Source organism: Clostridium beijerinckii (genome assembly GCA_003129525.1).
In the GTDB taxonomy this organism is placed as follows: Bacteria; Bacillota; Clostridia; order Clostridiales; family Clostridiaceae; genus Clostridium; species Clostridium beijerinckii_D.
The window spans coordinates 815001-840298 of record CP029329.1 but is presented as its reverse complement, the minus strand read 5'-3'; the positions used below and the strand labels follow the sequence as shown (position 1 = coordinate 840298).

20 protein-coding genes and 1 pseudogene are annotated in these 25298 nt (G+C 29.7%); 20 read left to right on the top strand and 1 reads right to left on the bottom strand.

The window, feature by feature from the left end:
• Positions 1-122 precede the first annotated feature (122 nt).
• The 17 genes from DIC82_03375 (at position 123) to DIC82_03295 (ending at position 21478) form a co-directional block, all read left to right on the top strand.
• Positions 123-1775, top strand: coding sequence for a DNA polymerase III subunit gamma/tau (locus tag DIC82_03375; GenBank protein AWK50171.1), 1653 nt, complete (start codon positions 123-125; stop codon positions 1773-1775).
• 220 nt (positions 1776-1995) lie between these two features.
• Positions 1996-2337 carry a YbaB/EbfC family nucleoid-associated protein gene (locus tag DIC82_03370; protein ID AWK50170.1) on the top strand — a complete coding sequence of 114 codons (342 nt, stop codon included), beginning with the start codon at positions 1996-1998 and terminating at the stop codon, positions 2335-2337.
• Positions 2338-2506: 169 nt separating this feature from the next.
• Positions 2507-3103: a recombination protein RecR gene (locus tag DIC82_03365; GenBank protein ID AWK53025.1), complete on the top strand. Its 597-nt coding sequence runs from the start codon at positions 2507-2509 to the stop codon at positions 3101-3103.
• Positions 3104-3193: 90 nt separating this feature from the next.
• Complete coding sequence (locus tag DIC82_03360; protein ID AWK50169.1) at positions 3194-3472, top strand: DUF2508 domain-containing protein; 279 nt, start codon at positions 3194-3196, stop codon at positions 3470-3472.
• 21 nt (positions 3473-3493) lie between these two features.
• Complete coding sequence (locus tag DIC82_03355) at positions 3494-3763, top strand: pro-sigmaK processing inhibitor BofA (protein ID AWK50168.1); 270 nt, start codon at positions 3494-3496, stop codon at positions 3761-3763.
• Positions 3764-4316: 553 nt separating this feature from the next.
• Entirely contained in the window at positions 4317-5600 is a 1284-nt protein-coding gene (locus tag DIC82_03350; protein ID AWK50167.1) for a ligand-binding protein SH3, read from the top strand.
• Between the two features lie 206 nt (positions 5601-5806).
• Positions 5807-7849, top strand: coding sequence for a M13 family peptidase (locus tag DIC82_03345; protein ID AWK50166.1), 2043 nt, complete (start codon positions 5807-5809; stop codon positions 7847-7849).
• 789 nt (positions 7850-8638) lie between these two features.
• Positions 8639-9565 carry a peptide ABC transporter permease gene (locus DIC82_03340; protein AWK50165.1) on the top strand — a complete coding sequence of 309 codons (927 nt, stop codon included), beginning with the start codon at positions 8639-8641 and terminating at the stop codon, positions 9563-9565.
• Between the two features lie 12 nt (positions 9566-9577).
• Entirely contained in the window at positions 9578-10522 is a 945-nt protein-coding gene (locus DIC82_03335) for a diguanylate cyclase (protein ID AWK50164.1), read from the top strand.
• 14 nt (positions 10523-10536) lie between these two features.
• Positions 10537-11544 carry a peptide ABC transporter ATP-binding protein gene (locus tag DIC82_03330; protein ID AWK50163.1) on the top strand — a complete coding sequence of 336 codons (1008 nt, stop codon included), beginning with the start codon at positions 10537-10539 and terminating at the stop codon, positions 11542-11544.
• The gene (locus DIC82_03325) at positions 11544-12524 is read left to right on the top strand and encodes a peptide ABC transporter ATP-binding protein (GenBank protein AWK50162.1); all 981 of its coding nucleotides are present in this window, start codon (positions 11544-11546) and stop codon (positions 12522-12524) included. Before DIC82_03330 ends, DIC82_03325 begins: the two co-directional genes overlap by 1 nt.
• Before the next feature lie 164 nt (positions 12525-12688).
• Positions 12689-14347 carry a peptide ABC transporter substrate-binding protein gene (locus tag DIC82_03320; protein AWK50161.1) on the top strand — a complete coding sequence of 553 codons (1659 nt, stop codon included), beginning with the start codon at positions 12689-12691 and terminating at the stop codon, positions 14345-14347.
• 655 nt (positions 14348-15002) lie between these two features.
• Positions 15003-15911: a 3-phosphoglycerate dehydrogenase gene (locus DIC82_03315; protein AWK50160.1), complete on the top strand. Its 909-nt coding sequence runs from the start codon at positions 15003-15005 to the stop codon at positions 15909-15911.
• 20 nt (positions 15912-15931) lie between these two features.
• Positions 15932-17188, top strand: coding sequence for a DUF1015 domain-containing protein (locus tag DIC82_03310; GenBank protein ID AWK50159.1), 1257 nt, complete (start codon positions 15932-15934; stop codon positions 17186-17188).
• Between the two features lie 464 nt (positions 17189-17652).
• Positions 17653-18189, top strand: coding sequence for a TetR family transcriptional regulator (locus DIC82_03305; protein AWK53024.1), 537 nt, complete (start codon positions 17653-17655; stop codon positions 18187-18189).
• 50 nt (positions 18190-18239) lie between these two features.
• A complete protein-coding gene (locus DIC82_03300) occupies positions 18240-19061 on the top strand; it encodes a nitroreductase (GenBank protein AWK50158.1) in 822 nt (273 codons plus the stop codon).
• A gap of 410 nt (positions 19062-19471) precedes the next feature.
• Positions 19472-21478, top strand: a complete 2007-nt coding sequence (locus DIC82_03295) for a methyl-accepting chemotaxis protein (GenBank protein AWK50157.1) — start codon at positions 19472-19474, stop codon at positions 21476-21478.
• Between the two features lie 427 nt (positions 21479-21905).
• Here DIC82_03295 and DIC82_03290 read toward each other — a convergent pair whose 3' ends face one another.
• A complete protein-coding gene (locus DIC82_03290) occupies positions 21906-22598 on the bottom strand; it encodes a 5'-methylthioadenosine/adenosylhomocysteine nucleosidase (protein AWK50156.1) in 693 nt (230 codons plus the stop codon).
• Positions 22599-22880: 282 nt separating this feature from the next.
• On the opposite strand from DIC82_03290, the gene DIC82_03285 reads away from it, so the two are divergent.
• The 3 genes and pseudogenes from DIC82_03285 to DIC82_03275 all read left to right on the top strand — a co-directional run bounded on the left by DIC82_03285 (position 22881) and on the right by DIC82_03275 (position 25028).
• Positions 22881-23438, top strand: a complete 558-nt coding sequence (locus tag DIC82_03285; GenBank protein ID AWK50155.1) for a biotin transporter BioY — start codon at positions 22881-22883, stop codon at positions 23436-23438.
• Positions 23420-23932 (top strand): annotated as a pseudogene (gene bioB / locus DIC82_03280) (biotin synthase BioB). Before DIC82_03285 ends, bioB begins: the two are co-directional and overlap by 19 nt.
• A 334-nt stretch (positions 23933-24266) precedes the next feature.
• Positions 24267-25028 carry a tRNA threonylcarbamoyladenosine dehydratase gene (locus DIC82_03275; protein AWK50154.1) on the top strand — a complete coding sequence of 254 codons (762 nt, stop codon included), beginning with the start codon at positions 24267-24269 and terminating at the stop codon, positions 25026-25028.
• Positions 25029-25298: the final 270 nt, after the last annotated feature.

Sequence of the window (25298 nt, the reverse complement as noted above, 5' to 3'; positions counted from 1 at the left end):
TTTAGTGGTGTATAATAAGTTTATATTTAAGCACATTCAAGAAATAACAGCCTGAAATATGGGTTTCATTGTAGGCGTGTTATTTTCTTCATGGGCTTAAGAAAATAGCGAGGTGAGAGCCTGTGGGTTATACAGCACTATACAGAGAATGGAGACCAAGGATTTTTGAAGATGTTGTTGGGCAAGAACACATAACCACAACATTAAAAAACGAAATTTTAAATGATAGAATTGCACATGCATATCTTTTTTGTGGAACAAGAGGAACGGGAAAGACATCCACTGCAAAAATAATGGCAAAAGCAGTAAATTGCCTTGATTTACATAATGGAGAGCCATGTAATAAGTGCAAAATGTGCATAAAGATAAATGAAGCATTAGCGATTGATGTAACAGAGCTAGATGCAGCTTCTAATAATGGTATTGATAAAATTAGAGATATTATAGATGATACTAAATACCCACCACAAGAAGCTAAATATAAAATATATATATTAGATGAAGTTCATATGTTATCCGTGGGAGCAGTTAATGCATTTCTAAAAACTTTAGAAGAACCGCCTAAAAATGTAATATTTATATTGGCAACTACAGATCCTCAAAAATTGCCTATAACAATTTTATCTAGATGTCAAAGATTTGATTTTAAGAGAATAAATCAAAATGTGATTTCTACTCTACTTAGAAGGATTACTGATGCTCAGAATATAAATTATGAACAAAAAAGTTTAGATTTAATTGCAAGAGTATGTGATGGTGCATTGAGGGATGCAGTAAGTATATTGGATCAAGCAATTGCTATGGGAGAAAAACAAATTAATTATGAAGATTTAGTTAGTATATTAGGGCTTGTAACTAATGAATATTTATTTGATATAACTTATGCAATTGTAGATAGAAGTATTGAAAAATGTATGGTTATAATTGATAAGTTAGTTTATTCAGGTAAGGATATGCAACTATTTATAAAGGATTTAATATCCCATTTTAGAAACCTGCTCATGGTTAAGGTTACAAATAATCCAGAAGAAGTTTTAGATATGTCCCTTGAGAATATTTCCATGATTAAGGAACAAGGTCAGAAAATTAGAGTTGAAGAAATAATGAGGGATATTAGAATACTTCAAGATGCTGAAATGAATTCAAAAGCAAGTAAACAAAGTAGATTATATCTAGAACTTGCTATTATAAAGATGTGTAAAATTGAATATGATACTTCAAATGAAGTTATATTATCAAGAATAAATAAGCTTGAGGAATCATTAAAAAGTGGAAAAATACAAATTATTCAAGGTGAAGCAGCACATGAAAATTCAAATTCTGTAAATACTAAAATGAATTCTACTGCAATTCAGGGAAATCAAATCAAAAAAACTATAGCTAAAGATAATGCTAATGATAGCAATAAAGGAAATTCCCAAGTTAATGGTAATTCAGCGTTAACTCTTGACGATGTTGGTAGGGCATGGACTGAAATATTAGAAAAATTTAAAGCAAAAAGAGCAATGATTGTTTATGCATCAATTGTTACAGCTAAACCTTATAGTTTTAAGGCTGGAGTAGTTACTTTAGAGTATGAGGCAATGTACGCATTTAATAAAGATAGATTGCAAAAATCAGAATATAAAGATATTGTAAATGCTGTATTTTCTGAGGCATTAAAAGAAAAAATAATAGTAGACTATGTGGTAAAAAAAGATAAAGAAAATAAAAATAAAGAAGAATTATTAAAGGAAACAATAGAGGGAATACCATTTGAAATATACGATGAATAATAACAATTAACAATTAAGGAACAAATTCTTATAACTTTTGAAAAAGTATTTTCTTAGAAATTTTAAAGGAAAAGTAAGAGCCCGAATCTTAAATTTGGTTCTTCGAACTTTCCTTCTGGGGCTTTCAGACATAATTGTCAGCTGTCAATTATACATTGTCAATTGCAAGAAGTTGTTTTATAATTAAAAAATGATATTTAAGAAAGAGGAGGATTTTTTTATGGCAAAAGGTGGATTTCCAGGAGGCTTTGGTGGCGGTAATATGAATAATCTTATGAAGCAAGCACAAAAGATGCAAAAGCAAATGGAAGATATGCAAAAGGAACTTGAAACAAAAGAGTTTGAAGCATCAGTAGGCGGCGGTGCTGTAGTAGTAAAGATAAATGGTAAAAAAGAGGTAATAGCAATTAATATAAAGCCAGAAGTTGTAGATGCAGATGATGTAGAAATGCTTGAAGACTTAATAATGAGTGCAGTTAACGAAGTATTAAAAAAAGCAGAAGAAGAATCTGCAAGCAAAATGGGTAAGTTAACAGGCGGAATGTCAGGCGGATTATTCTAAGAATAATGATAACAATTAGCATGCAGAGATGTTGGTTTATCCTTCAGTCTGTATGCTTTTTTGTAATAAGTTATATTAAGAAAATAATTAATCAAAATACATTGTATATGCAATTATTGTTTTTAGATAATTAAATGAAAAATTAATAAAAGGAGAAGCTGAAATTATGATGGACTTTTATCCAATAGCCATAGAAAAATTAATAGAGGAATTTGCTAAATTACCAAGTATAGGGCAAAAGACTGCTCAAAGGTTAACATTACATATTTTAAATCTTCCAGATGATGAAGTAAGAGAATTTGCTAATGCATTAGTTCAGGCAAGAGGAACTATTAAATATTGCTCTGTATGTGGAAATTTTACAGATAGAGATCCATGTCCATTATGTGATAATCCTAATAGGGATAAGGGAACTATATGTGTAGTAGAGCAACCAAAGGATATTATGACAATGGAAAAAGTTAAAGAATATAATGGTGTATACCATGTATTACATGGTAACATATCTCCAATGCAAGGAAGAGGTCCTCAAGATATTAAAATTAGGGAGCTTGTTTCAAGAATGAGTGAAGAAGTAAAGGAAGTAATATTGGCAACTAATCCTAATATAGAGGGAGAAGCAACTGCAATGTATATATCTAAGGTACTTAAACCTCTTGATATTAAGGTAACTAGGATTGCATCTGGAATACCCGTTGGTGGTGATTTGGACTATGCTGATGAAGTTACATTATCTAAAGCTCTAGAGGGAAGAAAAGAACTTTAGAAATATTTGAAAAATTATAAAGCTAAAAATATGTATATTCCTTCCAACGTGTGGATAAAATAGTAACAAGAAGTTTTTGGAGGGATTTACATGGATAAAAAGAATATTGTAGAGCACCTGATGGAAAAGACTAATAATCCAAATATGTATGTAAAATTAATAGAAGATATGGAAATTGCGAAAATGGAAATAAATGTAGCACGTAGTATGTTTAATAATGTTAATGATGAAAATTTGATAGAAGTAGCGATTTACTCAGAAAATGTTGCAAGAAAAAGGTATGATTATTTACTAGGGATAGCAAGAGAAGTGGGCATAACTGTTGGATACGATTATATAGTCGAAAAAAGTGTGCAAATTGCTGAATAAATAAAGTGGGGGAAGTTAAACATGGGTGGACAATATCTATTATACGGATTGCTAGGAATAGTGATATTATTTCTAGCAATAAAATTATTAAAGTGGCCAATAAAAATAGTTATAAATGGAATAATAGGAGTTATTATATTATATGTAGTAAACTTTATAATTGCAAATCTTAGCTTGATAGGTATAAATGTTAGCTTCTCATTAGCAATTAATCCAATTACAGCTTTGGTAGCAGGATTTTTTGGAGTTCCAGGAGTTATTGTATTAATTATAATAGCACTGTTTTTATAATCAAATTTAGAAATTTAAGTTTAAAGGAATTTAAGATATTGCAAAAATTAATAATAGTAGGTAAAGAAGTACCTGTCCATTAAATATAAAGAGGAATTGTTATATTTAATGGACAGGCACTTTTATTATTTTTAACCACTTAAACTAATATAATTATATTTGTTAATTTATTAATTTTGAGTTAATATTTAAAGTATGAAGAATAATTTTGGATGAATATGCAATAAACTAAATTTTGCTGGTCTAGACTTAAAAAAATACCCTGATTTAATTGATAATCAAGTGAAACTTGATTCAGGTGGGGTTTGATCCCCATCAGAATCTTAGTTAAACTTATAACCTCAAGGGTCACAATGTAACCTCAAGGGTCACAATGTAACCTCAAGGGTCACAATGTAACCCCAAGGGGCACCTCGTCTAGGAGCGTGCAACCGTTATCTCCCAGTTAAGCAGATAAGTGAGAATGTCACGGATGCTAGCTATCAGATAAAATTACATGTGATAAATGAATTATAAAAAATAATTTAATTTAGAAAAAAGGGGAAAACAATAAGTGAAGAAAGAATTTCTTAAAAAGATAATAATAGCAGGAATGACGAGTTTAATAATAACAAACATGTATTATATACCAGCTTCAGCTAAATGGATTAATAATTCAAAAAATGATTGGAACTGGATAGAAGGTACAGTTAAGACTACTGGATGGAAAGAGATTGATAAAAAGTGGTATTACTTTAAAGAAGATGGAGCAATGAGTACGGGTTGGATTAAATATAATGAGAATTGGTACAATCTATCTAGTGGTGGAATGCTAAATACAGGATGGAAAGAAATTAATGAAAAATGGTATCATTTTAAAGAAGATGGAATAATGAGCATTGGTTGGATTAATGATAATGGGAATTGGTACTTTACAAATTCTAGTGGAGAAATGGAAACAGGAACCCTTGGAATAGATGGAAAAGTCTATACTTTTTCAGATAGTGGAAGAATGTTAAATGATAAGGGAATAATTCAACAGATGCAAACAGAGTCAGAGGTTGTAGGTAATATAAAAAGTGATAAAAATGATGGCAAAGTAAAGATAGCATATGTTTCCACTAATAGTGATTCATTAAATATTAGATTAGAAGCATCAATTTCTTCAGCTAAAATAGGATCCTTGGCAAAAGGAGCTGAAGTTAAAATTATTGATGATGAAAAAAATGGGTTTTATCATATAAGTACTAATGGAAAAAAGGGTTGGGTAAGTTCAAATTGGATTAGCTTTGAAAAGCCTATAACTCAAGAATCTAGCACAAATTTAAATAGTGGTTCAAATGAAGATAAGAATCCTATTAAGAATGAGGAAATAGATTTAGAAAATGATTTGGATAAAGGTGAAATAAGGAATACGGAACCAAGTTTGGATAATGAACACTATTATTCAGATAGTAATGTTTTTTATAAAGTAAGGCTTTCACCACCATTTTCTAGTGGAGGAAAGTTGATAAAAGGAAATTGTACATGGTATGCTTGGGGGCGTGCATGGGAGATTACTGGAAGTGAACCGAATGATGCAGGATTTATAGGTAATGGTTACGAGTGGTGGGAAGCTAATAAAAAAAGTGGGAAATATGAATATGGATCTAAACCTAGGGTGGGATCTATTGCAGTATGGAAATCTGAATTGCCAAATTCTGGAGGAAGCGGACATGTTGCAATTGTTGAAAAAATTGAAAACGGAAAAGTTTATATATCTGAATCAATGTGGCATGGAGTAACATTTAAATATAGAGAAATATATGAAACAAGCTACTTATATGGTTATATTTATTTGGACAAGCCTAATTATTAATTAAAATACTGTGTAAACGGTAAATAATATTATCGTTGTTTCTTTTAAAGTATAAAGTTTTTGTATATAGGTAAGTTTTAACTTAATAAACTTAATGTTTTGGTAAATTTGGGATTATATTCAGTTGTTAATCTAAACAAAAGTATTTATTAAAGCACATATAGAATAACAACCATCAAAAACCATGCGGAAAGAGAGGCTGAAAAATGAATAAAATAAAAAGACTAGGTGCTATAGTAAGCATATTAATCTTTATGTTAATGATGAGTCCTGAGTCATATACTGTCGTTAAAGCAGTTGAAGTGGAATCAAAGATTCAAACTACCGACAATAGCCAAGGCGTAAGATTACAAGATGATTTTTATGACGTAATAAATAGTGAGTGGCTGAATACTACAAAAATTAAAGAAGGAAAATCAACTGCCTCTACTTTTGATGATGTTGAAGAAAAAGTAACAAGTCAAACTAAGGATATAATTAATCAGTTATTAATTGATAAAGATAAATATAAGCAAAACAGTGATGAAAAGAAAATTATCAATATATACAACAATACACTAAATGTAGCCGCAAGAAATAATGAGGGATTAAAACCAGTTCAAAAAATTTTAGATGAAATTAGGGCAGCAGAAACAATAGATGATATTACAAAGTTATGGAATAATAAAGAAATATTAAATTCTACAGTAAAGTTTTCTGTGAACAGAGATATAAAAGATGTTACAAATAACATATTGTATATAAGCGCTACAGGATTAAGCTTAGGAAATCCAGATGAATATACCAATCCTACAGAAAATACTGTCAGAAATAAAAAATTAACAGAAAGTTATTATAATAAAATTCTAGTATTAAGTGGATATACAAAAGAAGAAGCAAAAACTAAAGTAGATAATATGTTTAAATTTGAAGGACTGATAGCACCATCTATTATGGGAGCGCAAGAGCAATCTACAACTTCAAATTTGATTGATGCTGTGTATAATGTATATACGTTAGATGAACTTAATGATTTAGCACCCAATTTAAATTTGCCAGCTATTATGAACTCTTTGGGGGTAGATAAAGCAAATAAAATCATTTTGCAAGATCCTAAATGGTTAAAAGCATTTAATAAATTATATATACAAAAAAACTTGTATCTTATAAAGAATTATATAGAGATAATTAATTTGACTTTTGCATCATATTATTTAAATGAAAATTTTGAGAATGCTAATAAAGAATATGAAAATAGTTTACTTGGAATAACAGGATCTGTATCAAAAGAAGATGATGCAATAGATACAGTAAGTTATATGATGGGAATGGCTGTTGGAAAGATTTATGCAGAAAGATATGTGCCTAAAGAGACAAAAGAAGATGTAGAAAGCATAACTAAAGAAATCATAGAAACATATAAGAAACAAATTGAAAATCTTGAGTGGATGAGTGCATCAACTAAGAAAAATGCTATTGATAAACTGGATAAATTAAATGTAAAAATAGGTTATCCGGAAGATTGGATTGATTATTCAAAAATAAGTATTAAAGCTTATGAAGAAGGTGGCTCACTTTTTGAAAATATAGTGACATTGAGAATTTCTGCAAATGATGAGATATATAGCAGAATAAATCAACGAGCAGATAAGAAGAAAGATGTATTTACACCTCAAACAGTTAATGCATTTTATAGTGCAAATGAGAATTCAATTATTATTCCCGGTGGAATTATTCAAGGGCATTTTTATGATTCTAATAAAACTAGAGAAGAAAATTTAGGTGGGATTGGTGCTATTATTGGTCATGAAATTAGTCATGCCTTTGATAATATTGGGGCACAATATGATTCGGATGGTAACCTTAATAATTGGTGGAATAAAAAAGATTACGAACAATTTACAGCCAAGGCTGAAAAAATAGCAAATTTTTATAGTCAGATAGAGGTATTGCCGGGATCAAAAATTAATGGCTATCTTACAGTTGGAGAAAATATTGCTGATATTGGAGGTGTATCTTGTCTATTAGATATATTAGATAAGATGGACATGCCAAATTATAAAGCATTTTTTGAAAGTTATGCTATTACTTGGCGCCAAATAACAACAAAGGAATATACAGAGTATGTACTAAATTTAGATGTTCATTCACCTAATAAATTTAGGGTAAATGGAGTTTTACCGCAATTTCAAAAATTCTATGACATATATGGAATTACAGAAAAAGATAGCATGTATGTTAAACCTGAAGATAGATTAGGAATTTGGTGAAGAACTTTGATATTAACATGGCATATTTGACTTGTTATTTTCTTTCATGTGGCCTACTATTGAAATAGTATATTAAAATTAAAGGAGTGGTGAGATTATTATGCCAGCAGGAAATGGAGTGAACTGTGGAGATTGCACAGAACTAAAACAAGGAAAATGTAACGGCGGGGATTTAACTTGTTTATGTTATAGATGTCCAAGAAAATTAGCTCAATGTATGTGTGTCAAGTATTGTAGGGAAACAGAATCAGTATTATATTTTGATGATGAGGATTAATCATAATTAAAGTGTACTGTTTTAGAATATAGTGAAATATAAATAAAATATAAGAGGTATTTGTCTTAAAAATTGGATAAATATCTTTTATAATTTTTTTTATATATTTTCATACAAAAAAGTAAATGGAATATGTTGGGAATTAGACAATGAATGAAGACAAAGAAAAAGAGCAAAGTTTATATGATTTTGCATTATCTAATTCAAATAAAATATTGACACCTATAGATAAAAATATTATTATTATAATGTTGTATTGATGATAAGTTAAATTTTATTGGTAAAAAATTAAATATTGATAAATAAAATGGCGAAGGAGTTGTTAAATGACAAAAATGCGTTTAATGACTCTATTAATATATTAAATGCGCTAAGTATATATAGAAGCTCTTGTGTCAAAAACAGAACTGTATGTATATAAATGGCAGCTTTTACGTAATTATATATTTTTTCAATTGTTAAACAAATTAATATATAGACAAACAGAAATAGAAAAAGAAGGAGAGGGACACATGTTAAAATATATTGGAAAAAGATTTTTTACAAGTCTACTAACAATATGGGTTGTAATAACAGTAACATTTTTTCTAATGCGACTTATGCCAGGAGGCCCATTCGATGGTGAAAAACTAACACCTCAAGTTAAAGCTAATATGGAAATGAAATATGGACTTGATAAGCCTTTAATTGAACAATATGGAATGTATATGAAAAACTTAGTTCAAGGAGATCTTGGTGAATCAATGATTTTTAAAGGTAGACAAGTATCGGATACTATAACTCAATCATTCCCAGCATCTGCAAAGATAGGAATGGTAGCAGTAGCTATAGCTATAGTAGGAGGTATAATCCTAGGAATACTTGCAGCACTTAAAAATGGAAAATGGCCAGATAAATTAATAGTAGTCATTGCAACCTTATGTACTACGATACCAAGTTTCGTAATAGGAGCTGTTTTAATATATGTACTGGCTGTTGAGCTTTCAATATTGCCAGCAACTGGATTTAGCGGTTGGAAGAATTATATAATGCCTTGTATAGCATTATCAGCAGCATCTTTATCATTTATTACAAGACTTACAAGAAGTAAGTTAATAGATGTATTGAAAGCTGATTACATGAGAACTGCAAAAGCTAAAGGGTTAAGCAAAGGTACAATTATATTTAAACATGCATTAAGAAATTCATTAATTCCGATAATTACATATGTTGGACCATTGGTAGCAAGTATATTAACAGGAAGTTTTGTAACAGAAAAGATTTTTGCTATTCCAGGTCTTGGAAATGAATTCGTACAGTCAGTTACAAATAGAGATTATTCTATGTTACTTGGAGTAACTGTGTTTTATTGCACAATGTTAATATTTTTTACTTTCATTGTAGATATATTATATGTAGTAATTGATCCAAGGATAAAATTACAAAATACAGAAGTTTAGGGAGGAGAAAGAATGGAAAACCAATTAAAAATCAACAAGGACTTATTTACTCCTCTAAGCGAAGAAGAAAAGAAAATAGAGGTGTCAATTAGACCTAGTGTTGGATACTGGAAAGATGCTTGGACGAGATTGAAAAAAGATAAATTAGCATTAGGATCGTTAATTGTAATAATAGTAGTTGTTCTTGCAGCTATTTTTATTCCAGTTTTCTCTCAATATGATTATGCTGCAAATGAGTTATCGGCAACTTATTTAAAACCTTCAGCAGAACATTGGTTTGGAACAGATAATCTTGGAAGAGATATATTCGTTAGAATTTTTTATGGAGCAAGATATTCATTAGCTATTGCAGTTTTAGCAGCATTTATAAATTTAGTCATTGGAGTAATATATGGTGGAATAGCAGGTTTCTTTGGTGGATTCGTAGATACTATATTAATGAGAATCGTGGATGTTATATCTTCAATCCCATTAACTATATATGTAATAATCTTTATGGCTATTTTAAATAAGCCAGGAGCAGCAGGAAGTGGTCTTTTAACAATTGTATTAGCTCTTTCAATATCATATTGGATTGGGATGGCTAGAATAGTAAGAGGAGATGTACTTCAATTAAAACAACAAGAATTTGTTCTTGCTGCAAAGTCATTAGGTGCATCAAATTTTAGAATATTAATAAGACATTTAATACCAAACTGCATGGGATCAATAATGGTTACATTAACATTATTAATTCCAGAAGCTGTATTTACTGAAGCGTTTTTAAGCTTTTTAGGACTAGGAATTGCAGCACCAAGAGCATCACTTGGAACATTAGCAAATGAAGCAATGCAAGGCATTTATTCATATCCATATCAATTAATGTTTCCATCAGCAATGATTTGTATAATCATACTAGCGTTTAACCTTTTTGGTGATGGATTAAGTCAAGCATTAGATCCTAAGAACAAGAGATAGGAGGAAGATAAACAATGGAAAATTTATTAGATATAAAAGACTTACAAACTTCCTTTAAAACTAGTGCTGGTGAAGTTCATGCAGTAAGAGGGGTATCTTTTTATTTAGAAAAGGGAGAAGCATTAGGTATAGTTGGAGAATCAGGTTGCGGTAAAAGTGTTACTATGATGTCAATTATGAGACTACTTGCTGATAATGGAAGACTTGCAGGTGGAGAAATACATTTTGATGGTAGAGACATTTCAAATATTAAAGAATCTCAAATGGAAGCTATAAGAGGAAATGATATAGGAATGATATTTCAAGACCCTATGACATCATTAAACCCAGTATATACAATAGGGGATCAATTAATGGAGCCTCTATTAAAACATAGAAAAATTAGTAGAAAAGAAGCGAGAATACAAGCAATAAAAATGCTTGGATTAGTTGGAATACCAAGTCCTGAAAAAAGAATGAAGCAATATCCTCATGAATTTTCAGGTGGTATGAGACAAAGAGCTATGATAGCAATGAGTTTGATTTGTGAACCAAAGCTTATTATAGCAGATGAACCAACAACAGCATTAGATGTTACAATTCAAGCTCAAATTTTAGACTTGTTGAAAGATATAAAAGAAAAGCTTAATACGTCAATAATTTTAATAACTCATGATTTAGGAGTTGTTGCAGACGTATGTACTAAAATCAATGTAATGTATGGTGGAATAATAGTAGAAACTGGAACTACAGAAGATATATTTTACAGAGGAAAACATCCTTATACTTGGGGGCTTTTAAGAAGTATTCCAAATCCTAAGGAAGATGTTAAAGAAAAACTTGTTCCGATTGAAGGACAACCACCAGATTTATTAAATCCACCAGTTGGATGTCCATTTGCAGCTAGATGCGATTATGCAATGAAGATTTGTCTTCAAAAACAACCTCCACAGTTTAAAGTAGGAGAAAAACATGAAGTGGCATGTTGGTTATGTCATGAAGATGCACCAAAAGTTGAATCACCTATAAGGAGGAAAAAGTAGTGGAAGATAATAAAGATGTAATTTTAGAAGTAAAAGATTTATGCAAATACTTCCCTGCAAAGAAGGGCTTATTTAAAGGCAAAAGTTATGTTAAAGCAGTAGATAGAGTTTCATTTTCAATTAATAGAGGAGAGACTTTAGGACTAGTAGGTGAATCTGGTTGTGGTAAGACAACTACAGGAAGAACTATATTAAAGCTTTATGAACCAACATCAGGCCAAATAATATTTAATGGAAAAGATATAACAAAAAATTCAGTTAAGGATATGGTGCCCCTTAGAAAAGAAATGCAAATGATTTTCCAAGATCCATATGCATCATTAAATCCAAGAATGACTGTTGGCGATATAATTGGTGAAGCTCTTGATGTTCATAAACTATTAACAGGAGAGGCAAGAACAGAAAGAATAAGAAGCCTTTTATCAAAGGTTGGTCTTGCAAGTGACCATATAAATAGATACCCTCATGAGTTTTCAGGAGGACAAAGACAAAGAATAGGTATTGCAAGAGCATTGGCTGTAGAGCCTTCTTTAATAATATGCGATGAACCAATATCAGCTCTTGATGTTTCAATTCAAGCGCAAGTTATAAACATGCTTGAAGAACTTCAAGAAGAATTAGGATTAACTTATCTTTTTATAGCTCATGATCTTTCAATGGTTAAACATATATCAACTCATATTGGAGTTATGTATCTTGGAAGAATGGTTGAAAAGGGAGAAAGTAATAAAGTATATTCAGAAGGATTACATCCATATACACAAGCGTTACTTTCAGCAGTGCCAATACCAGATCCAGATGCTGCTAAAAATAGTCAAAGAATAGTTTTAGAAGGAGATATTCCTTCTCCAATAGATCCACCACCAGGTTGCAGATTTAAAGGAAGATGTAAATATGCGAAACCAATTTGTTCAGAAGTAGATCCTGAATTGAAAGAAGTTAAACCGGGGCATTTTGTGGCATGTCACTTATATGATTAATTGATTTTATAGAAAATTAATTTAATATATAAATCTATTAAAAATGTAGTAGATTATACAAATAAAATTTATCAATAAGTAATAGTATACTGCTAAAGTTTTTTTGCAATAATAACGTTAGTAGGTATTATAATAAATAATTAACTTTAAGGGGGAAATATATAATGAAGACAAGTAAAGCAAAAAAAATATGTGCAATAGCTTTAGCAGCAACTCTTGGAATGTCAATCTTAACTGGTTGTGGTTCTAAAAGTGATGATAAAGCAGGAAGTGCAAGTAAGCAAGAAATAACGTATAACTTAGGAGCAGATCCAAGAACTTTAGATCCAGCATTAAATACAGATACTACAGGAACTACTGTATTAGTAAATGCTTTTACAGGTCTATGTGAATTAGACGAAAATGAAAAAGCAACTAAGGGTGATGCTGAAAGCTGGGAAGTATCAGCAGATGGATTAACATATACTTTTAAGCTAAGAAAAGATCTTAAATGGTCAAATGGAGATCCACTTAAGGCAAGCGATTATGAATATGAATGGAAGAGATTACTAAATCCTGAAACAGCATCTGAATATTCATATCAATTATTGTACCTTAAGGGAGCAGAAGCATATAATACAGGAAAAGGAAGTGCAGATGCTGTTGGAGTTAAGGCAACTGATGATACTACATTAGTAGTTACTTTAGAAGCACCAACACCATATTTCTTAGAATTAACATCACAACCATTCTATTATCCAGTAAATCAAAAGGTCGTTGAAAGCAATAAAGATTGGGCAACTGATGCAAAAACTTTAGTTTCAAATGGACCTTTTAAAATTACAGATTATAAAATGAAAGATCAAGTAGTATTAGAAAAAAATGAAAATTATTATGATAAAGATTCTGTAAAACTAGATAAATTAACAATGAAACTAGTTGCAGAAGAAACTTCAGCATGGGCAAGTTATAAATCAGGCCAATTTGATATAGTTGATACAGTTCCAAAATCAGACATACAAACAGCAATAAAGGACGGTAGTGCTAAGTCATATCCTAATTTAGCAACTTACTACTTATCAATAAATGTTTCAGAACAAGCAAAAGCAGTAGATCCAAATGCTGCTAAAGTTTTAAGTGATGCAAAGGTAAGAAAGGCTTTAAATCTTGCGATAGACAGACAATCAATTGTTGACAATGTAACTAAAGGTGGACAAATTCCTGCTCATGGTATGGTAGGAAAGGGAATTATAGAAGCTGATGGAAAAGATTTTACAGACAAAACTACTTACTTTGATCCAAAGGGAAATGTAGAAGAAGCTAAAAAATTATTAGCTGAAGCAGGCTTCCCAGATGGTCAAGGATTACCACAACTTGTATTACTTTATAACCCAGAAAGTGGTCATGGAGACACAATGCAAGCTATTCAAGATATGTGGAAAAAGATAGGTGTAAATGTTGAACTTCAAAGTCAAGAATGGAAAGTATTCTTATCAACAAGAGTTGCAAAGAACTATGAAATTGCAAGAGATGGATGGAATGCTGACTATGTAGATCCAATGACTTTCTTAGATATGTTTATATCAACTTCTGCACAAAATAACTCTGGATATAACAATCCAAAGTTTGATACAGTTATTAATGCTGCAAAGAAAGAACTAGATACTACAAAGAGAATGGATTTATTACATCAAGCAGAAGACATGTTAATGGCAGATATGCCAGTTATTCCTTTATACTACTATACAAGAACAATAGGAATAAAAGATTATGTTAAGGATGCAAGAGTATCTGTAATGAATAGCATTTACTTTAAAAATGCTTATGTAGAAGGCAAAAAATAATTTACAGTAGTTAAATATAAAATAAAAATATGAAGCTGTTCCAAATACAAAAAAAATGTATTTGGAACAGCTTTTTTGTGTTACTTAGGAAAATGATGATGTTAAATGATAAATATATTAAAAGGTAGCATCCATGGGATTAAATTTGAATCTGATATTAAACTATTTTTAATTAAGATTAATCTGAATATCAATTAGATAAGGATTTTAATATATTTTTAATAATGATAGCTATATATTAATAAAAAAATATATAACTATCAACTAAAATCATGATTCAATAGAAGAAAGTATTGAATTAAAATTAAATACGTAGTAGAATATAACAAACAAGTTTTAAGCAGATGATGAATATAACAAATTAAAAACTAAAATATTCATGATTAATTAATTACAGATTCCATATTTTAAGAACATAAAGAATTATTTGAGTGTATAGAAGAGATTTTAGGGCTAGAATGTATCTTTGTAATTACAATTCAGATAGTTTTGATGGGGAATGTTGGCTTGTATATTTTGAAATTTCGCAATATTTTGACATCTAAAAATAGACTAGCATATTACTGGTTATTTTTAAGGTGCCTTTAACTCTTATAAAGTTATATAGGAAAATATTAAAGCAATAAGCGTATTTAAATTAGGGGGGATTTTTTCAATGATTAGAGTATTAACAAACGATGGATTAGAAAGTGCATCAATTGAAGCCTTAAAGGCATTAGGTGCAGAGGTTATTAATGAACATTTTGAACAAGACGTATTAGGAGAGAAATTAAAAGATTTCGATGCAATAGTTATTAGATCAGCTACAACGCTTACTTCTGATGTATTTAAAGCAGAAGAAGGTGGAAAATTAAAATTAGCTATTAGAGCTGGGGTTGGAATAGATAATATAGATATACCTGCTGGGGAAAGTATTGGGGTAACTGTAAGAAATACACCTTCAGCTAGTTCAGATTCAGTCGCAGAGCTTGCACTTGGTCATATGTTTGCATTAGCAAGATTTATTGCTATATCTAACTACACTATGAGAAATGGTGAATGGAATAAAAAGAAATACCAAGGAACTGAAATTGCAGGTAAAACACTTGGAATCATTGGAATGGGAAGAATAGGTCAATCTTTAGCTAAGAAAGCTACTGCTTTAGGTATGACTGTTATATATTATACAATAGAAGGAAAACATGATGATTTAGATTATGACTTTGTATCATTAGAAGAAGTATTAAAGACTTCGGACTTTATTTCACTTCATGTACCATATGACAAAGTAGCAGGTTCATTAATTGGAAAGAAAGAATTAGAATTAATGAAGAATACAGCATACCTTATTAACTGCGCTAGAGGTAAAGTTGTTGATGAAGCAGCATTAATTGAAGCACTTGATAATGGAGAAATTGCTGGAGCAGGTATTGATGTATTTGAACAAGAACCAACTAAGAATGAAACATTAATTAACCACGCAAAAGTTAGCGTTACACCACATATTGGAGCTGCAACTGAAGAAGCTCAAACAAGAATTGGTGAAGAAGTAGTTTCAGTAATTAAGGAATTCTTTAATATATAATTATTTGGGAGGAATTTTCAATGGCGATAGTTAAAGCTTTTAATGGAATAAGACCAGTTGCGGAATTAGCTTCAAAAATAGCAGCTTTACCTTATGATGTAATGAATAGCGATGAAGCAAGAGAAATGGTAGCTGGAAATCCACACTCATTTCTTCATGTTGATAGACCTGAAATAGATTTGGATCCATCAATAAACATACATGATCCAAAGGTGTATGAAAAGGCTAGAGAAAATCTTGATAGAATGATAACAGATGGAGAATATATTCAAGATTATGAGCCGTGCTTGTACATATATAGACAAATAATGAATGGAAGAGCTCAAACAGGAATAGTATTCTGTGCTTCCATTGATGATTATATAAATAATGTAATAAAAAAACATGAATTCACCAGAGCAGATAAAGAAGAAGATAGAATTAATCATGTTGATTATTGTGATGCAAATACAGGTCCCATTTTCTTAACGTATAAGGAAGATCAAATTGCATCGGAAATAATAGACGCTTGGATTGAAAATGAAAGCAAGAGAACGCCTATATATAATTTTGTGTCTGAAGATGGAATAAGTCATATTGTTTGGATAATTGATAATGATATTATCATAAGCGAATTAATTGATTTATTTAAGGAAATTGATTATTTATATATTGCAGATGGGCATCATAGATCAGCATCTGCCGTAAAGGTTGGGCTTAAGAGAAGAGCCGAAAATCCAGATTATACTGGTGAAGAAGAATTTAATTATTTCTTAGCAGTTGCATTCCCGGATAATGATTTGATGGTTATGGATTACAACAGAGTAGTAAAAGATTTAAATGGGTTAACTAAAACTGAATTAATAGAAAAACTTGAAGAAAAGTTTAATGTAACAGAATCAATTACTGAAGGACCAGTAAAACCAGCTAAAAAGCATACGTTTGGAATGTATGTAGAAAGTAAATGGTATATATTAGAAGCTAAAGATGGTATTTACAATCCTGAAGATCCAATAGATAGTCTTGATGTTGCAATACTTCAGAACAACGTTTTGACACCTATATTAGGAATTGAAGATGTAAGAACATCAGAAAGAATAGATTTCATTGGTGGAATTAGAGGCCTTAAAGAGCTTGAAAGAAGAGCAAATAAAGATATGAAGATAGCATTCTCGATGTATCCAACAGAAGTTAGTGATATAATGAGTGTTGCAGATATCGGAGAAGTAATGCCACCAAAATCAACATGGTTTGAACCTAAATTAAGAAGTGGATTATTTGTTCATAAGTTAAAATAATTCTTCACGTAAAAAGTTCAATTTAGAAATAAAAAGATTGAATAGACGGATTTTAATAAAAATAGATATAAAAAAAGAAATAAAGAGAGCATAAAACATTGTAATGAAGAACCTTTCAATAGGTCAGAAATTCATGTTTATGCTCTTTTTTTATTCAATTGTAAATAAGAATTTTGAAATATATTCTTATTTGAATTTCAAATTATCATTAGAATAAGTTTAAAGTAAAAAGAAAATTAAAAGAAATATATACAAATAAAGTTAAAATTTAAATAAGACTTTACCTTTAAAGGTATACTTTTTATTTGGATAACTTAATTTTAGTAATTTGACAAATAAAAAACTGAATGATAAACTGTATGATATACAGTATGCCATTCAAAAATGGAGAGATGATTTAGAATAGAGGTGAGAGCGTGGGAGAACATGATGCTAAGGAAAGATTGATAGATGTAACTATTAAGATGATATGTCAAGGTAAAAAACCAAGTGAAATTACCGTTAAGGATATTACTGAAAAAGCAGAACTTGGAAATGGTATGGTAAATTATCATTTTCAAAGCAAAGATAATTTAATTCGCTTGGCAGTAAAAAAGGTTATGACTTGTGCAACCAAAACTTTGAGTGAAAAAATGAAGGCTAAAGAGCAACAATCTCCAATTGAAAGACTTACAATTATTTTAAAAGCAGCAGTAAATTTTATTGCTGATAATTCTGAAATTTCCAAAATTGCAATTTTAGATGACTTGGAAAATAATCAAGAGACAGTACACTTGTTGAGTTCAGAAGAATCATATAATAAATGCCTTAAAGAACTGTATGGAGACAATATGCATAAGCTCTGGATTAAAAATCATTTAATTGCTGGATATATAAATTACATATTTTTAAAGGCAGAAAAAATAAAAAACGAAATGGGCTTTGACTTTTATAATAAAGAAGACAGAGAACAAGCAATTGAAAACTTAGTTGATGAATTGGTAAAATGTAAAAAATTTTAATTATTGTACAACCTATTAAAAGTATAAAGGTAAAAGGAGTTAATTATATTATGATGAAAGTAAATAACGAAAAGTGTGTGGGATGTGGACTTTGTGCCAAGGATTGTTTCCCAAATGATATACAAATAGTTGATGGAAAAGCTAAGATTAACAATATTACATGTATGAAATGTGGACATTGTATTGCTATTTGTCCTAAAGGTGCAGTATCTACTGATGAATATAATATGGAAGATGTAAAAGATTATGATGAGGCTGAATTCAAAATAGAATCAGATAAGCTTCTAAACTTTATAAAATTTAGAAGAACTGTAAGACAATTTAAAGATAAAGATGTAGAAACAGAAAAACTTTTAAAAATTATAGAAGCAGGAAGATTTACTCAAACCGGAAGTAATAGTCAAAATGTTTCATATATAATAGTGAAAGACAATGTTGAACAACTAAAGGAAATGGTGTTGGAAAACCTTAAGAACAAAGGTGAAGAAATACTTAAAAATTTAAATCCACAAACTATACCTTTTAAAAGATATGCTAAAATGTGGATAAAAATGTATGATGGATATAAAGAAGATCCTAAGATGAATGATAAGCTATTTTTTAATGCACCTGCTTTAATTCTTGTAGTATCTGATTCACCAGTAAATGCAGCATTAGCATCTTCAAATATGGAACTCATGACTAATGCTCAAGGACTTGGAACATTTTTTAGTGGATTTTTTGCAATGGCAGCACAAGGAAATGAAAAGATTAGAGAGTTACTTGATCTCGAAGGAAATAAAGAAATTGTAACTTGCATGGTAATTGGGTATCCAAATATAAAATATGCTAGAACTGTTCCTAGAAAAGATGCAAATATATCATGGAAATAAAAATACACACTAAATTTTTAGCCATCTGCAAATGATTTAAATACCATTTGTAGGTGGCTATTGAATTTATATTCTATTATTTTCTACGTTAGTGTCAATATAATAATTTGAAACAAAATAAGTAAATCAATAATTAAGATTAACTTAGGGGTGATATATGGTGATATAAAGAGATTTAGGGAGTATAAAATGTTTACAAGTTGCTATTTTGAGTGCTTGAACATAAAAAAATACAATGCTATTATAATATATAATTATTATTTATATAGTTATTGGAAGAAATCCTATAATATACATTTTAATGAATCAAATCATTAAAAGAGGGACATGTAGATATAGTTTAGGGAATTTACATATTAAATAAAGAATGTGAAATCATTAAATAAAAATTATATTAGGAGGAGCAATGAATGAAAAAAAACAGTAAGTTATTTAGAAAAATTATAATTGGAATTGTTATAATGATTATGTTACCTATATTAGTAATAGGGCAGATTATTGGACTTAAATCAAAGGCTCTGTTAGAAGAGAACTTAAAGACAACAAGTATACAAACAATAAAGGAGGTAGACAAAGGATTTTCACAGTACTTAGGAACATTAAGTACACAAATGGCAATAATATCAAGGAATTTTGATATTAAAGATTTATCTAATCCACAAGCTGATCATGTACTTATATCTAAATATGTTCAAGGTTTATTTAAAGATACTAAAGATTCAATAGATGGCATTATTAATGCAGGCTATGCTGGAGAATATGGTGAATTAGTATTAGATAGTGCTGTAATGACTACAAGTGATTTAAACTATAAAGATAGAGAATGGTATAAGAAAGCTAAAGAAGCCGACGGAAAAGTTATATATATTAAACCATATAAAGATAGTGTGACTGGAAAACAAGTAATGACAGTTGCTCAAGCAGTTAAAGACGATAAGGGACAATTTATAGGTGTCATAGTAATAGATATGTCATTAGATTCAATGAAAGAATACATTAAAAAAATACAATTATTAGATACAGGATTTGTTTTACTCGTAGACAAAGATGGTGATATTGTAGTAAATAATGATAATAACAAATCTGAAGAAGATAATATTGATGAGTTAGATTTTTGGAAAAATGCTAAAGGTGAAAATAAAGGGGTATATACTTGGAATAACAATGGTGAATCTTTTTATGCATGCCAAGAAACCAACCCAGAGACAGGGTGGAAGTTAATTGGAGTTATAGAGAGCAGAGAAGTTAATGATGATGTAGCAACTATGAAAAGAACAATATTTATTACAGCAATAATATGTATAATTATTGGAATAGGTATTTCAATAATAGCTGCAGCGTATATTATGAAAGAATTAAATAAGTTAAAAGCATCACTTAATAAAGTTGCAGAAGGTGATTTTTCAGAAAGAATAAATGTTACAGCAAAAGATGAACTTGGACAAATTGGTGATAACTTTAATTTCATGGTTGATAATGTATCTAAGTTAATGAAGAATGTTGAAAGTACATCTGCTGATTTACTTGAAGCATCAATTAACATATCAAGTATGTCAGAAGAAACTACAGCGTCAGTATCGGAAGTATCAAATGCAATACAAGAAGTTGCGACTGGAGCTACAAATCAAGCACAATCTGCTACTGAGGTTGCAACAAGTGTTGAAGAATTGTCAGATAGAATAGATGAAGTAGATAGACATACAAATAATATTAATAAATTATCAAATGAAACTGAAAAATTAAGCACTCAAGGATTAGTTATACTTAAAGATTTAATAAATAAAGCCATAAAAACTAGGAAGAATTCCATGGAATCTACAAGTCTAGTAGATGATATGACAAAAAGCATAGATAAAATAAACTATATATCAAATGCAATAGCAGAAATCACTGAACAAACTAATTTGCTAGCTTTAAATGCAAGTATTGAAGCTGCAAGAGCTGGAGATGCAGGAAAGGGATTTGCGGTAGTTGCAGAAGAAATTAGAAAATTAGCTGAGGAATCTAAAACATCTACAGATGAAATCAAGGCTATTGTTACAGAAATAAATACTAAAGCAAATAATGCCCAAGGTGCTATGGTAGAAAGTACAAACATGTTACAAGAACAAGGCCAGGCAATAAAAGAAACTGAAGATATATTTAATAAAATAGTTGATTCAATAATACCTTTAGCAGGTGCAATTGAAGAGATTAATAGTTTAAATAAGAAGATGAATTCAAATAAAGAAGAAGTAAAAGCACAAGTTGAAAATATAGCAGCAGTGTCAGAAGAGTCTGCATCAATATCAGAGGAAGTTACAGCATCCACAGAAGAGGTAAATGCAACAATGAATGAGCTTAATGAGCATGCAAATAATTTACAAGAAATATCGCGTAAACTTCAAAGTGAATTAAAAAAATTCACTTTGGAATAGGATTTAATTACTAGAAAATGCTTATATAAATTTAAAAATATAAAATACATTTAAAAGTCACCTAAAAATAATTGTAAGATTATTTTTAGGTGACTTTTTAGGCTTGCTATGAATAGTATGATTAGGTGCATATATTGTACTGAAAATAATTATAGAGAAAATTAAAATACGTCTTGCAAACATTTACAAGCTGTTGTATAATATAAACAAGATAAACAATAAAGTTATCTAAGTGGACTGACACTTCAATCCGGCAGAAGAGTATATCTTTAAGATATACAGTTGTTGAGGGGCAACGTAAAAATCCCTAAAGCAATGTACGACATGTGGGCGTACCCAGTTGGCGGACAACGTAAAAATCAGTTGCTAAGAAAGAGCAAATATACAGAAATGTATATTTGCTCTTTACTTTTTACTTAAAAGTATATTACATTATTTCAAGCATTTGTTTTAATATTTTAGTTGAGTTTTTAACAGCAATTGGAATAAAATTTTGATAATCCATATGTGCTCCATTATTAGCATTATCAGAAATTGATCTAATAACTACGAATGGAATTGAATTTAAGTAACAAACTTGAGCTATGCTAGCACCCTCCATTTCACAAGAGATTGCTCCAAACTCTTTATCAAGCCATTGAATTTTTTCAATATTTGCAATAAATTGATCTCCAGAAGCAATTCTACCTGTAAAGCTATTTAATTCAGAAATTTCTTCACACGCTTTTTTAGCTAAAGCAACCATTTTCTCATCACATTTAAAATCAAAAGTATCAAGTCTTGGAACTTGACCCATCTTATCTCCAAAGGCTGTAGTATCCATATCATGTTGAACTAAATTTTCAGCGACAACTATATCACCAGGATAAATTTCTTTTCCGATTCCACCTGCAACTCCAACATTTATAACTTTATCAACATTATATTCAGACGCTAATATTTGCGTACATATAGCTGAATTAACTTTGCCAATTCCACAAACTACAGCTACAACATCTTTTCCATATAATTTTCCTTTGTGAAAAGTCATATTAGCTTTTTCTTTTTTTTCTTCAAGCGTTAAGTCTTTTAATAAAATTTCTAATTCCTCTGCCATGGCAGCAATTATTCCTATAATCATATGAATAATCCTCCTAAGTATTTATTTGTTTAACTAAATACAACAATATCAAGATACTGTTTAAATATACATAGCTTTAATGTATATTATAAACATTAAATTATAAATTTAATAGTAGAAGCTTAATTTTTAATATAAAATGCATAAGGTTAGTAATTTAAAATGAATACAAAAATAATTTAATTCTTAGCTCATATTGTTAACTTTGAATAAAACTTTGGTTGACAATACAGAGAAATGAGTATAATATTTGATTATTAAAAGAAACTTGGGGGGATAAATTTGAATTTAAAAACAAGAGATTTAACACTTATAGCAATGTTTGCAGCACTTACGGCAATAGGAGCATTTATCAAAATACCACTTCCAATAGTTCCGATTACGCTTCAATACTTTTTTTGTGCACTAGGAGCTTTATTATTAGGAGCAAAGAAGGGAGCTTTAGCACAAGTTCTATATGTAGCAGTTGGAATGATAGGTATACCTGTGTTTACAAAGGGCGGTGGACCGCAATATGTATTAGAACCTAGTTTTGGATATTTAATAGGCTTTATAGCTGGTGCATATGTAATTGGAAAATGCTCAGAAAATATTAAGATATTAACTGTTAAAAATGTATTCACATCATGTTTATTAGGTCTTCTAATTGTTTATATATTTGGCTGTGCCCATATGTATGTTCTTTTTAATTTTTATATAGGCAAGGCAATGAATGCATGGAGCATAGTTAAGATTGGAATTTTAGCATTTATAGGAAGTGACTTATTGGCAACGTTAATGATTTCAATAGTTGCAGTTAGAGTTGTTCCGTTACTTAGAAAATTAGGATATGCAGTTTAAAGGAAGTAGGTGTTAAAAGATATCATCATAATGTTAAAACTTCAAGAAACTACTATAGTAAAGTTTGTACAACGCACACTTATGATGATAGAGTAAAGACGATAAAAAGCTGGATTAGAAATTTGTTCTGGTGGAATTATAGGACTTGTGGAGAAAACAGAGAAGATAGAGTTGATATGGCAATGGAACTTAGAAACTTGAATGTACGTTCAATACCTATAAATATATTAATGCCTATAAAGGGGACTCCACTTGAGAAATAAGTAGCTTTAAGTGAAAATAAGATTCTTAGAACAATAGCAATTTTTAGATTTATAAATCCTGCTGCTAATATAAGATTGGCGGCAGGCAGGGGATTGATAAAAAACAATGGAGAAAAAGCATTTAAAGTAGGTGCAAATTCAATTATAACAGGTAATTTATTAACAACCTGCGGAAATAATATATGCGATGACAAAAAGATGATTAAAACATTAGGATTAGATTTGAAATAGAAGTAATCCACAATATATTGAAATACTACAAAAGTTATCAACAATATATTGTGGATTTTGTGCATAATTTTTTAGATTTAACAAATAGTGTGGATAAAATATTAAACTTATTCTTTATATAAAAATGGGGAACATAATAGTCATTATATAAATAAAATTGCACAATACCTATAGATTAACTTAATTAAATTTATATACGTACGAATTATATATCTAATATTGATTTGTTTTATGTTATAATAACTAATAATAATTAATTATTAAGAATAAAGGGTATATTCAAAAAATGATAAATGAGTATTCCTGAGAAAGATATAAATAAGGAGAGAAAATTATGACAGCACAACATTCTTTATCAAGAACAGAACTTTTAATAGGTAAAGATGGATTAGATAAATTAAGAAATAGCAAAGTAGTTGTTTTTGGAGTAGGTGGAGTAGGAAGCTACACCATTGAAGCACTTGCAAGGGCTGGAGTCGGAGAATTAATTATTATTGATGATGATACAGTTTGTTTAACTAATTTAAATAGGCAGGTACACGCTACATATAAGACTATAAGTAGGTCTAAGGTTGAGGTAATGAAAGAAAGAATAGCATCTATAAACAAAGACTGCAATGTTATAACGTATCAAGTTTTTGTTACAGAAGAAAATATATCAGAAATAATTTCGGATGATGTTGATTATGTTGTTGATGCAATAGACACAGTTACAGCAAAACTTGGTTTAGCGGAATATTGCTATAAAAAGGGTATAAAGATAATGAGTTCTATGGGTACAGGTAATAAATTAGATCCAACACAATTTAAGGTTACAGATGTATTTAAGACAAAGGTATGTCCCTTAGCTAAAGTTATGAGACACGAACTTCGTAAAAGAGGTGTAGAAAAACTAAAAGTTGTATATTCGGAAGAAATACCTATAAAACCTAATTATGATGATGTTGTTACTTGTAAAACTGGATGCGTTTGTACAGGTGGTACTAAAAAATGTGCAATTAAGAGGCAAATACCAGGAAGTATATCGTTTGTTCCTCCAGTAGCAGGAATGATAATTGGTGGAGAAGTAATAAAAGATATTTTGGCAATTAAATAAAATTTATTAAAAATAGAGAATTTTATATTAATATTCTAAATAAAAAAACAAAAATCCACAATATGTTGAGTAGATAAAAAAGTTATCAACAATATATTGTGGATTTTGTTGATAACTTAAAAAATGAGGATAAGAATAATTATTGGAAGAGTATAATTGTGTGCTAACGAATGAAATCTTTATAATTAAAGAGAAATATATGTAGAAAGATATTGTTATTAAGTTGTTGCTTGAAAAGTTAGTAATAATAAATGATATACTAATTATAAA